Annotated in this window: 12 protein-coding genes; 7 read left to right on the top strand and 5 right to left on the bottom strand. The window is 34.8% G+C overall.

Annotation, left to right across the window (positions count from 1 at the left end):
- The first annotated feature begins 133 nt into the window (after positions 1-133).
- The 3 genes from HUW50_RS27305 to HUW50_RS23895 all read left to right on the top strand — a co-directional run bounded on the left by HUW50_RS27305 (position 134) and on the right by HUW50_RS23895 (position 1,561).
- The gene (locus HUW50_RS27305) at positions 134-268 is read left to right on the top strand and encodes a hypothetical protein (RefSeq protein WP_260445597.1); all 135 of its coding nucleotides are present in this window, start codon (positions 134-136) and stop codon (positions 266-268) included.
- Positions 269-460: 192 nt separating this feature from the next.
- A complete protein-coding gene (locus HUW50_RS23900; protein ID WP_066339311.1) occupies positions 461-1,096 on the top strand; it encodes an FMN-dependent NADH-azoreductase in 636 nt (211 codons plus the stop codon).
- A 273-nt stretch (positions 1,097-1,369) separates the two neighbouring features.
- Positions 1,370-1,561, top strand: coding sequence for a YbxH family protein (locus tag HUW50_RS23895; protein ID WP_066339309.1), 192 nt, complete (start codon positions 1,370-1,372; stop codon positions 1,559-1,561).
- Positions 1,562-2,224: 663 nt separating this feature from the next.
- On the opposite strand, the gene HUW50_RS23890 is transcribed toward HUW50_RS23895, so the two are convergent.
- The 3 genes from HUW50_RS23890 to HUW50_RS23880 all read right to left on the bottom strand — a co-directional run bounded on the left by HUW50_RS23890 (position 2,225) and on the right by HUW50_RS23880 (position 4,313).
- A complete protein-coding gene (locus tag HUW50_RS23890; RefSeq protein ID WP_066339307.1) occupies positions 2,225-2,920 on the bottom strand; it encodes an LrgB family protein in 696 nt (231 codons plus the stop codon).
- On the bottom strand, positions 2,917-3,285 hold the full coding sequence (locus HUW50_RS23885) for a CidA/LrgA family protein (RefSeq protein ID WP_066339305.1): 369 nt from the start codon (positions 3,283-3,285) through the stop codon (positions 2,917-2,919). Before HUW50_RS23885 ends, HUW50_RS23890 begins: the two co-directional genes overlap by 4 nt.
- 152 nt (positions 3,286-3,437) lie before the next feature.
- On the bottom strand, positions 3,438-4,313 hold the full coding sequence (locus HUW50_RS23880; protein WP_232329097.1) for a LysR family transcriptional regulator: 876 nt from the start codon (positions 4,311-4,313) through the stop codon (positions 3,438-3,440).
- Between the two features lie 545 nt (positions 4,314-4,858).
- On the opposite strand from HUW50_RS23880, the gene HUW50_RS23875 reads away from it, so the two are divergent.
- The gene (locus HUW50_RS23875; protein ID WP_066339300.1) at positions 4,859-6,505 is read left to right on the top strand and encodes a PAS domain-containing sensor histidine kinase; all 1,647 of its coding nucleotides are present in this window, start codon (positions 4,859-4,861) and stop codon (positions 6,503-6,505) included.
- Between the two features lie 235 nt (positions 6,506-6,740).
- Positions 6,741-7,580, top strand: coding sequence for a pyridoxine/pyridoxal/pyridoxamine kinase (gene pdxK / locus HUW50_RS23870; protein ID WP_066339297.1), 840 nt, complete (start codon positions 6,741-6,743; stop codon positions 7,578-7,580).
- Positions 7,581-7,737: 157 nt separating this feature from the next.
- On the opposite strand, the gene HUW50_RS23865 is transcribed toward pdxK, so the two are convergent.
- Positions 7,738-9,162, bottom strand: a complete 1,425-nt coding sequence (locus tag HUW50_RS23865; protein WP_083964788.1) for a Na+/H+ antiporter NhaC family protein — start codon at positions 9,160-9,162, stop codon at positions 7,738-7,740.
- 310 nt (positions 9,163-9,472) lie between these two features.
- Positions 9,473-10,465 (bottom strand): glycoside hydrolase family 43 protein, encoded by a 993-nt coding sequence (locus HUW50_RS23860; protein ID WP_066339294.1) that lies wholly within the window; start codon positions 10,463-10,465, stop codon positions 9,473-9,475.
- A 240-nt stretch (positions 10,466-10,705) separates the two neighbouring features.
- Here HUW50_RS23860 and HUW50_RS23855 point away from each other — a divergent pair, with 240 nt between their 5' ends.
- Complete coding sequence (locus HUW50_RS23855; protein ID WP_066339289.1) at positions 10,706-11,758, top strand: LLM class flavin-dependent oxidoreductase; 1,053 nt, start codon at positions 10,706-10,708, stop codon at positions 11,756-11,758.
- A 492-nt stretch (positions 11,759-12,250) separates the two neighbouring features.
- Positions 12,251-12,484, top strand: coding sequence for a hypothetical protein (locus HUW50_RS23850; protein WP_066339286.1), 234 nt, complete (start codon positions 12,251-12,253; stop codon positions 12,482-12,484).
- Positions 12,485-12,686 lie beyond the last annotated feature (202 nt).

The raw sequence follows: 12,686 nt of genomic DNA, 5'->3' as shown, positions 1-12,686 counted from the left end.
AGAAAAATAGAAGCTATTTACTATCCTCTATGAACAAGAAATATTTTTTAGAATTCTCAAAATAAATCTTGTTAATAGGAATAAATAACTAGTAATATAATGTATATACTACTATTGACGGAGGTGAATTTACATGGAAAGTAAACCACTACATTATGATGGAAGTATTCAAAACGTTGATGTAATTGAAAGTGAAGTAAGAGAAGCATTTGAATTAACTGATGAAACGAGAAAAAATATAAGTGGGAATCCTTATATTAGTAACTAAATGAATTAATACTACATAAAAAGGGATGATACTTTAACTAGTACATCCTTTTTTTATATGCAGTTATGCTTGTTTGAATTCTTAATATAAATTTAGCTCGAATTAAATATATGTTAAGTGAAGATAAAGTATATATTCTAATTTAACTACACAAAATAGGATGAACAATCTTAGAAAGAAAGGGAGTACGAAATGACAAAAATATTGTACATAACAGCTCATCCCCATGATGATACTCAGTCTTACAGTATGGCTGTAGGAAAAGCTTTTATCGATGCTTACAAAGAAGCAAACCCAAACGATGAGATTGTGAATGTTGATCTCTATAAAGAAAATATCCCTCAAATTGATGTCGATGTTTTTAGTGGTTGGGGTAAACTTCAATCTGGAAAGGGATTTGAAGAGCTTTCACCAGATGAGAAAGCAAAAGTTAGTAGACTCTCAGAACTATGTGAACAATTTATTTCAGCTGATAAATATGTTTTTGTAACACCATTGTGGAATTTTTCTTTTCCACCAGTAATGAAAGCGTATATAGATTCAGTATCGGTGGCTGGCAAAACATTTAAATATACAGACCAAGGACCAGTTGGTCTTTTAACTGATAAAAAGGCTTTACATATACAGGCTCGTGGAGGAATTTATTCAGAAGGACCTGCAGCTCAAATGGAAATGGGTCACCGCTATTTAAATATTATCATGCAATTCTACGGAGTACCTTCATTTGAAGGCTTATTTGTTGAAGGTCATGCTGCAATGCCTGACAAAGCAGAAGAAATTAAAGCAAACGCAATTGCACGAGCTAAAGATATTGCTCATACTTTTTAAGAATGACTAACGGAGCCAACAATTGTTGGCTTTATTTATTGATGTTATTGATGGAGATCATATCCAGAAGATTTTCATTATTAGAAATCCAGATAAATTAAAGCATTTAAGGGAATAGGCCATAACCTCTAAAATCAACTTAATTCTTGTATAAAAGTTATTATCCCGATTATTTCTGAAGCATAATAATTATTGGCATTATAAGAGTTTTATAAGTACATTCGTGAAATAGTAATGGTGAACAATATTTAGAGTTAAGGAGTTGTTTAAGAAATGGGTGCAGTGGAACGGAATGGCTATAGGTTTGAGCCCGAGTATAGTGTCATTAACCAAAAAGGAGCTATTCATGTATATAACAAAGGAGAATTTCTAGAAGAAATAAAATTCACCTTTTCGGGAGAATTTCCTCAGCTTGAGCAAATTGAACAGCTAATTGATACCTACTGTGATCAACGGGAGATATAAATTTAGGTTAAAACTTTTTTGTAAATATTATCTATATGTACTAGAGTTAATCGAAGGAGATGTGTCTTCTTCGATTACACGGATTAGGATGAAAAACAAAGTAAACAGGAAATATAATAAGAGAAACACATATTTTATACGCTTACAATAAAAATGTTTTCGCTAACATGAATGTTTTTTCCGTTTTCAATGACTTTGTATTTTTTAGGTAACACATACATAATGAAAGGAAAAGCTGAAGAGGGACGGATAAACATGAAAAAAATGATTGAATTCATCTCAAACGGAATGAAACAATATGGCAAATCAATGGATAGTTATGGAACAGCCCTTATAAAAGTAAAAACGAGATCTTAAAGAATGCATTGTGTATCAAAGAACTACACAGCAAATTCAACTAAGAAATCATCTTGCTTACACTCATAAAACACATACTCTAAACATGAAAAGCAGTCTAAATCTAAATTTAGACTGTTTTTTTCTTCGTTCAGGAAATTAAAATTCTTGAACTGTGGATAAGCGCACGACATCCAGCGCCTAGCCCTCTAGGGTCTAGCTAATTTAGATTTGAAGGCAAAGAACGCCTTCTATTCTAAATTAGCTTAATTGCCTGAGACTGATCAAGGCGTCCTGAGCTTTTGTTCATATAAACATATCTTCTGATCAATTAATATGGGCAAGATTGATTAAAAACGGAATCAGCAAGCTGCCCCAAGCCATCGTAATCCATGCAGCAAAGATCATCGCAAGCGTGGAAAATGTCGCTTCTTGCTCACCGTATTCCATTGCTTTTGATGTACCAACTCCATGTGCACTCATACCTAAAGCTAAGCCTTTTGCAATTGGTGATTTTATCGATAACCATTTAATTTCAAACGGGCCAATTATCCCACCTATAATTCCAGTTAGGATAACAAAAATTGTTGTTAACGTTGGTAGACCACCGATTTCTTTTGACACTTCAATCGCAATCGGGGTAGTAATAGATCTGGGTATGATACTAATAATAAATTCAGAATTTAAGTTAAGCAACATTGACAAAGCGAAGGTTGAGAAGATCGCAACTAATGTCCCTACAGTTACACTTAAAACAATATTTCCGATATATTTTTTCACTAAGTGGAAATGTTTATAAATCGGGATGGCGAAAGCTACTGTTGCAGGTCCTAACATATGTGTTATCCACTTAGATCCTTGTGCATAATGATTAGCAGGTATATGAAATAAGTAGATTAAAATGATTATGAAAATAGGACAAATTAATAATGGGTGGAAAAGTGGAAAAGTCCATTTTTTATAACTGAATTTTGTAAGCTTGTAAATGATAAATGTGATAACCGTAAATAAAAGAATACTCATCCTGATACACGACTTTTTCTCTTATGAATAAAATCAGATGTATATGCAGTCGCAGCCATAACAATAAAGGTACTTAAGCCAATTAATACCACTGTTTCAATTCCTTGCCAACTTAATATCTCATCATAATTAACAATTCCTACTGCAGATGGAATGAAAAAAAGGAGCAATTCTGCTAATAACCAGTTGCCGCCTTTTTCAATCCATTCGAGTTTCACAATTTTAAAAAACAATGCTCCTAAAAGGAAAACCAATCCAATCATTGAGGCAGGGAGAGGGATTGAAATGAATGACTTCACAGTCGCACCAATAAAAAGAAACAAATGGATAAATAAAATTTGTAAAATAATTGTGATCATTTTCATATAAAAAATCCTTCCTTTACTGAGGAAGGAGCATAGTAAAAGCTCCTTAATAACCAGTTTGTTTTGGTTGATAAAGACATATTACTATGCTTTTTGTTATTCGTATAATACATAATTTTTATCGCCTGCATAACTTTTAGTTATAATGAAGCTCAAAGGAAAAATTCAATAAATGTTCTTGCTGCATAAGAAATATACTTATTTTTCTTTGTAATAACAGCTAAATTCCATGGTGTAACAGGTTCCAAATTCATAATTTTAACTTGCTTGTTCTCAACTCGATTACAAATGGATTCAGGTAAGATCGTTACCCCTAGATTTGCACCAACCATTTCAGACATAAAATCCCATTGCGAACTTTTAAATAATATTTTAGGCTCAAATCCTTCAGCAATGAATTTTTTCCACATAATATCATGTAGTGCAAAGTCCTCATGATAGAAAATAAATTCTTCATTCTTTAATTCATGTAAGTAGATGACATCACGGTTTGCTAGACTATGGTTAAAGTGGATTAATAATTTCATTTCATCCTCGACAATCGGATAGATGTTAAATTCATTTTCATCAACTGGAAGTACAGCCACCCCAAGCTCGAATTCACTCTCCTCTACACCTTTAACAACCTTAGCCGCTCCATATTCTGTAATATTAATTGAGATATTTGGATATTTTTTATGAAATTCCGCCATGACACTTGGAAAGTAAAGACTCCCAATAATTGGAGGTAATCCAATGCTAATCGAACCTCTTTTTAAACTAGTCAAATCATTTAACGTAATCGACATTTCATCGATTTGTGATAACACTTTTTGAGCATATTCCATCACAATGAAACCACCATCTGTTAACTCACTCGTTTTATTAGTACGGATAATGAGTGTCATATCTAATTCTTCTTCAAGACTTTTGATCATTTTACTTAATGCTGGTTGTGAGATATGTAATGCTTCAGACGCTTTAGTGATGCTTTTATGTTTAGCAACCTCAAGAAAATAGGTTAATTGCCGTAGCTCCAAGGAATGCACCTCCATATTTTATTATTTCAAAGGCTCTTTTCTAAGAGATTGTTGTTTTTGAACAAAACTGATTAGGTTGATTGGTACGGATATGCGAGACTCCTGTGGGAGTAGCGGGACAGATGAGACCCAGCAGGCGCTTCGCGCTGAGGAGGCTCATCGCCCGCCCCACGGAAAGCGAGCATCCTGGAGCGCCAATCAACCAACCCAATACTATTTTAAAAGCAACAAAGTTTGCGAAAACAGCCATTTCAAAAGAGACATGGTCCATCCTATTATAAAATAATTTCTTCAAATGACAATTTGATTATGGTGAGTCTATCAGAAATATGTGAGTTGAGCATAAACTTTTTATCATTCCCCACAAGCGAATAAGCAGTTTTATATGAAAGTGAAAAAGTTGAAATGAGAAAGAATAACACGACTTGAAATAGAACTACTAAAAGGAGTAGAAGACATCGAAGACAGGAATATGGTACTATGAATACAGTTTTAATAACAAATTAATGTAATACAACAATCAGTTTATTTATCATAGTGTAGGAGTTAGTAAAGTGAAGTATTCAGGAAGAATTTGGTCTCTAAGTATTTTGTTTATTTCCGGAATGGTTTTTAAAATCATTTCATATGTAAAATTTGGTTTTATTCCTTTATCTGAATGGTTGATAAATGCTATTTTTATCGTCCCTGTATGGTGGGTAGGATTACAGGTTGACAAATCGCGCTATTACGCTAAGGAACTAAAGGAAAAAGAGCAAGAATTGAACCAGCTTTTTAATAGTGTGGATGCAGTTATTTTCTCATATGACCTTCGTTCAAATCAGTTGATAGTTTCTTCAAAAGTGAAGGAATTATATGGTTTTTCATCAGATGAATTTGAACATAATTTCCAATTATGGAAAGAGGTTGTTTATCATGAGGATCTTGAACAAGTCCTTGAGTTTGAACAAGCGTTATTAGCAGGAAATGGTGGGATGAGCGAATATCGAATTTTACTTCCAAATGGTGAAGTGAAATGGATTCAAAAACGTATTACACCTATTTTTGATTCAAAAAGGAAGCTCATAAAACTAAATGGAATCGATATCGATATTAATGAACGAAAAAAAATAGGGGAATTACTTCATCATACCCAAGAACAAAATCGTAAACTACTTGTAAAGCGTTTAGAAGAAACCGAACAACGATATAAATCTTTATTTGAACATAATTCTGAAGCAATTTTTACATTTTGTCTAGGACGACATTTAATCGATGCAAATAAAGCCGCTGAAAATTTACTAGGTTATAGTTTGGAAGAACTCAAACATATGGATTGGGAGTCAATCATTGTACCAGAAGACTTCGATAAGTATATGGGGCATTTTAATAGTGTAAATCGAATTGAAACGAGGGAAATGAACTTATCACTGATCAACAAAGATGGGAGTATACGAATCGTTCAGATGAAAATGATTCCTATCATTACAGATAATGAATTTAACGGGATATTTGAAATTGTTAAAGATGTTACTGAATCAAAGTTAGCTGAGGAAATGATCAGAAGATCTGATAAGCTATCAGCAGTTGGTCAGCTTGCTGCAGGAGTTGCCCATGAAATCAGAAATCCTTTAACGACGCTTAGAGGTTTTATCCAATTTTTAAAACAAGATATTGATAAAAACTATATTGAGATCATGTTAACCGAATTAGATCGTATAAACATGATTGTTAGTGAATTTCTTATTCTTTCTAAGCCTCAAGGTATAAACTATCAATTAATCGATATAAAGCTCATCGTACAAACGATTGTTTCGTTGCTGGACACCCAAGCAAAAATCAGCAATGTCCAGATTTTATCAGATATAGATGTAGATCATTCGCTCATAACTGGTGAACCGAATCAATTAAAGCAAGTGATTATTAATCTCTTAAAAAATTCAATTGAAGCAATGCCAAATGGAGGAGAAATAACGGTGAACCTTAAGCAAACAGATCCTAATGCTTTGAGTATCGTTATTCAAGATCAAGGTATCGGTATACCTGCAGATCTAATTCCTAAACTAGGGGAACCCTTTTTCACAACAAAAGAGGAAGGTACAGGACTTGGATTAATGGTATGCTATAAAATCATTGAAAATCATAGGGGCGCGATTAATATTTCAAGTGAACCAAATAAAGGGACATCTGTTGAAGTATCTTTACCTATTAATTTTAGATAATGAAAAAGTTTAACAAATGGCTTTGTATTTAATTGAAAAAGAAGAGGATTCAAAATACAAGAAAAAGTATGCAACTGTTTGGAAAAAGGCTTGAAGAAATCCTGAGTTACAGGAACGTAATAATTAAAATCGGATGACTTCACGGAAAAATAGAGTTATCATATCTCAATGATAGGTTACGAAAAAATACTTCCTATCTAAACCATTTTTTCGTTACAACAAGGAGGCACATAACATGACAATGAAAAAAGCATTAACAATTGCTGGATCTGATACGAGTGGTGGTGCAGGAATACAAGCAGATTTAAAAACATTTCAAGAGCTTGGCGTATACGGGATGACTTCATTAACTGTCATTGCGACTATGGATCCGAAAAATCACTGGCATCATAGTGTATTTCCAATTACAATAGATGCACTAGAGGCTCAACTAGATACAGCCCTTTCAGTGGGAATTGATGCAGTGAAAACAGGTATGCTTGGTACAGTTGAAACGATTGAAACAGCAGCAAAGAGAATCAAAGAAGCTGGGCTAAATAACGTAGTCATCGATCCTGTTATGGTCTGTAAAGGAGAAGACGAGGTTCTAAATCCAGAAACAGCTGATGCATTACGAGAAGTAATGGTGCCACTCGCAACAGTTGTAACACCTAATCTGTTCGAAGCGAGTCAGCTAGCAAAAACAGGTCCAATCAGAACGATTGATGATATGAAAAATGCTGCAGTTAAAATAAATGAACTTGGTGCCAAATATGTGTTGATCAAAGGCGGCAGCAAATTACAGCACGAAAAAGCAGTTGATTTGTTATTTGATGGCAAGGAATTTAAGCTATATGAAAATGAACGAATCGACACGACTTATATTCATGGGGCAGGCTGTACATATTCTGCAGCGATTACAGCAGAGCTAGCAAAAGGAAAATCGGTATTAGAAGCAATTGATGTAGCAAAAGCGTTTATTACAGACGCGATTCGTCATGGCTGGAAGCTAAATGAATATGTTGGCCCTACAATGCATGGTGCCTACCGTTTGTATGGCGCAGGTCGTTTGGAATCAGAGCAGTTTGCAAAGTAAAAAGTTAGTTGAATAAAGTTGAAGCCTTAGTTCTTGTTCCAGGGACAAGGCTTTTTTAGTTGGAAATCTATTTTCTAAGGGTAACATCTATAGCATATTTCCTTTTTGGAGCAAATACACTTCTAAGTAGTTCATGCAATATACCAAAATTCAATATTCAAACAACAAATAAACCACTAACGAGATAAAGAACGATTGCAATAACCCCACCTATGGCGGAAATTTTCAGTTTATAGCGGGCATAATCAACAATAGACAAATCAAGAATCGATGCAGTTGTAATGGTCGTATCACCCAATGGTGAAGTTAATGCACCAAATGCGCCACTTGCAAAAACTGCACCAACAGTTAACGGGACTGAAGCACCAGTTGAAACAGCTAATGTCAATCCTAATGGCATAAATAATCCCCATGTTCCCCATGATGATCCAATAAAGTAACCGACAATTGAACCAATCAGAAAAATCGTTGCAGGTGTCATAAAAGCTGGTAAAAATGATCCTAAGGTTGAACTAATGAAATCTGAAAACCCTAGATCCTCAGCAGAAAGTGTTAGTGCCCAAATCAAAACGAGCAGACTAATGGCCTCCATCATTTGATTACCACCATCATAAAAATGATATAAAATTTCGTGTAATTGCTGTCTGCGTACAATGTAAAAAATAAACGTAATGATTAGTGTGATAAAAACGGCTAACAACATGACAAATGTTGCGTCTGCCATTGAAAGAGCTTCAAAAAGGGTTTTCGCTCCTTTAGCCATTCCATCCTGCCATAAAAGAAATAATGATAATCCTAGGAGTAAAAAGACAGGGATAATCAAATTCCACGGTTGTGCTTTAACCAGCGATAATTCTCTCTTAATTCCAACTCGGTGAAATTCGTGCTCATCTTCATCTACTTTAACGTTGCTTTTGGTGGAATCATTTGTTTTTTTAGTAGGATTCCAGAATGTTTGAAGGATTCCAATAACCAACATTACAATTGCAAAAAAGTTAAACAAAATGCTAAGTAAGAAGACTCGGTATGGCGACATTTCTAGTTGAAGCTCTTGAATGCCAGCTCCGACTAAAGATACCATAAATCCGACAAATGCCGTAGCAACTGGCAAGAGGACGATAACGGACTCGGTTGAAATATCCATTATCAGACCTACCTTTTGCTTTGATAGGTTCATTTTTTTGATCAAAGATTTGACGACAGGACCAATCATCATGATTCGAAACATTGGCATCATAAACGTAAAAGGGAGTGTAAGCCAAATTAGTTTCAACAATCCGCGCTCCGTCTTTATTCTAGTGCCAACCCATTCCGAAATCCCCTTAATGCCACCTGATATATTCATCATTCCTACAAGTCCGCCAAATAAATATAGAAACCCGATAATTTTAATATTTGTTTCTTCAGACAATGTAGTAACGATATATAAAACAGATTGTTGCGACCCCGCCAAAAAATCAGATTTAACAATCATCGAACCAACAAGAAGTCCAACTACAAGACCTGGTAAAATATTTTTTAGCCATATAGACATTGATATGACTATAAGAAATGGTAACAGAGAAAGCCAAGTATGTTCCAAAGTCTGTTCCTCCTAACTCTGTTACAATTTTTCCCGTTATTTGGTTTATTCATTCAATGAACTTAATTATGAATGGTTAGAATTGGATAAAAAAAGCTTGAAAAAATAAATTGTTGTCAGCAAGACACAGTATTAAAAAATAGTCTCTGAGAATGAAATGAGTCAACAGGAGAAAGTAATAATGAAGTCATAGAAATGAACTTATTAGAGGGCAGAAAAAAAACATTTTAAAGGAATAAGATCACCACATCTCTAAAGTGCGGTGATCTTATTTAATACATTGCCGAGCTGTTATTAATCTATGAATCTTTTATCCTTTTATTGTTTGATAAGGATCGATCGTCTGAATTGTACCATCTTCGTTATATGTTAATTCGGTATATTTCACACTACGCTTGTGGTTAACGCCACCTGATAAAGAGCAATCATGATAAAATAAATACCATTTATCCTCAAATTTAACAATGGAGTGATGAGTAGTCCAACCTTCTACAGGAGTTAGGATTTTTCCTTTGTACACATAAGGACCTTGTGGATTTTCGCTTATGGCATAAACAATACAATGTGTAGTTCCTGTTGAATAGGATAAATAATAATAGCCATTATATTTATGAACCCATGGACCTTCGAAAAATCTTCTGTCTTCATCACCAGCAAGGATTGGCTTACCATCTTCGTCAACAATTTTGATCTCTTGGGGTTTTCCTTTAAAACTTAGCATGTCATCACTTAATTCAGCTATTATCGGTCCTAAAGCAGGTTCTGATTCAGCAGGACCAACTGCATTTGGATCAAAGGTACCTGTTTGCCATTTTTCTAATTGTCCGCCCCAGAGACCACCAAAATAAACATATGCCTTATTGTTATCATCTACTAAAACAGCGGGATCAATACTAAAACTACCAGGTATGTAATTTTCTTGAGGTGTGAAAGGTCCAGCTGGGCTTGAACTTGTCGCTACACCTATTCTGAAAATATCATTTTGATCCTTTGCTGGGAAAAATAAATAATACGTGTTGTTTTTATAAGCTGCGTCTGGTGCCCACAATTGTTTTTTTGCCCAAGGAATATCTTTAAGGTGAAGTACTTCTCCGTGATCAACACATGCTGATTCAATATTATCCATGGATAGGACATGATAATCTTCCATAGCATATTGGTCACCATTATCATTAGATGGACCATCATGGTCAAGATCATGTGAAGGATAAATGTAGAGTTTACCTTCAAATACATGTGCAGAAGGATCAGCAGTATAAATGTGTTCAACTAAAGGATGATTAGGTTTTGTGTGTTTTTCCATGTTCTGTTCTCCTTATCTAGTAAAAACTGTAATAGTAAGCGCTTTATTCTATTATATCAATGTTAATCTATCATTCAATTTAAATTTGAATATAATTCTTAATTTTCTAGTCAAAAGCATAGCTAGTGAATAGTTTAAGGATTTTGAAGCTCCTAAGGGAAGAAGAGAGCAATCGTTAGTCAACGACTATTTCTTGTTGTAATATAAACTAGACGAAAACATGAAGTAGGAGTGGTTTTAGTGGAGATAGGTGTGAGTACTTTTGTAGAGACAACACCAGATGTACAAACTGGTGAAGTGATAAGTCATGCACAACGAATACGTGAAGTTGTCGAGGAAATTGTTTTAGCAGATCGAGTAGGACTAGATGTTTTTGGTGTAGGGGAACACCATCGCGAGGATTTTGCAGCATCTTCTCCTGCGGTCATCCTTTCTGCGGCCGCGTCACAGACGAAACGAATCCGTCTGACAAGCGCCGTTACGGTGCTTTCTTCTGCCGATCCAGTGCGTGTGTTTCAAGATTTTGCTACACTTGATGCGATATCGAATGGTCGTGCAGAGATAATGGCGGGCCGAGGTTCCTTTATTGAATCGTTTCCTCTTTTCGGGTATGAGTTGAAGGATTATGATGAGTTGTTTGAAGAGAATCTTGAGTTATTATTAAAAATAAGAGAATCTGAGAAGGTAACCTGGAGAGGTGGGCACCGACCGGCTATTAATAATCTTGGTGTGTACCCACGTCCAGTACAAAATCCTCTACCTATTTGGATTGGCAGTGGTGGTAATCAAGAATCCGTCATCCGCGCAGGCCTCCTAGGTCTTCCTCTGGTGTTAGCAATTATTGGCGGTAGTCCTATACAATTCGAGCCGCTCGTGCAGCTTTATAAAAAGGCTGCAACCCACGCTGGCCATGATCTATCCAATTTAACAGTGGCATCACATTCACACGGTTTCATTGCGGAGGATACCCAAGTAGCGGCCGATAAATTTTTCCCTTCAACCCAGCAAGTTATGAACAAGCTAGGACGTGAGCGAGGGTGGGGGCCATATCATCGATCAAGCTTTGATGCCGCGCGTAGCTTTGAAGGCGCCTTGTACGTAGGAGATCCGGAGACTGTAGCCGAAAAAATTATTCACCTTCGAAAGAACGTTGGCATTACACGCTTTATGCTGCACGTACCAGTTGGCACAATGCCACATAATGATGTAATGCAAGCAATTGAACTATTAGGTAAAGAGGTAGCACCAATGGTTCGAAAGGAAATTGCTAAATGGGAAATGGAGAGTGAATAAGTATAAGTACAATGGATGATCAATGCCGACAACTTTATATGTCGGCTCCATTTTTCAATTACGAAATAGCCTCCAGACACATAATAGTCACTATTTTCGCTTACTAGGTAAAGGAATGAACAGATTATTAATGAATAATTGTTAAAAAATGTCCGAGAAATCTATTTTTTGAAAATTATTATTTTTCGATTTAATACTATCGGAATAAAATAATGAATTCTTCCTATTTACTCCTCTTTAAAGACAGAACCTTTAACTACCAACACTAGATCTTTCTTTAAATAATCATCTATTGAAATAAAGAATTATATCAATACTCCGAATGACTTTTCTAAATTTTACAACATTTCACTTTCGTATTCTCACCTATATATGACTATGATAAGATCGTAAAGGTTTTGGAATAATTGATATGTTCATGAGAGATACGAGTCTATCTGACTAAATTGAACATCTCCAAAATAAGTATAAAATAAAACGATGAGGTGCGTAATGAAAGCGGTTAATCACGTCCGAAATGAAAATATGGATCTATTATTGGAAATATATAATCTAAAAATGACTTTAAGTGATTTGTACTCTAAAAAAGGTCCGGCTAATGGTGAATATATATCAATTTCAATTAAATTAGATTTGCTATTAAAACAATATATCGAAGAGAAAATGACTATGTTAAATGATGAATTGATAGAAATGCAGAAACAAAATGGACTCTCTGCTTCATAAGTCTTTTCTGCCGAGTATTGAACTAAAGGTTCTCTTTATAAATCTAAACAATAAACTCTCTAAAAAAGAGAGTTTATTGTCATTATGGAAAATAAACTATAGGTAAGTAACGTTAAGATAAAAACAAGGGAATAGGGATTGACAAATTTAACATAAATAGGGATTATTATGTAAACGTTTATAATAATTGTGAGGTTATGAA

Source organism: Metabacillus sp. KUDC1714, assembly GCF_014217835.1.
Classification (GTDB): domain Bacteria; phylum Bacillota; class Bacilli; order Bacillales; family Bacillaceae; genus Metabacillus; species Metabacillus rhizosphaerae.
The sequence above is the reverse complement of the archived record's forward strand: the minus strand, read 5'-3'. Positions and strand labels throughout refer to the sequence as shown.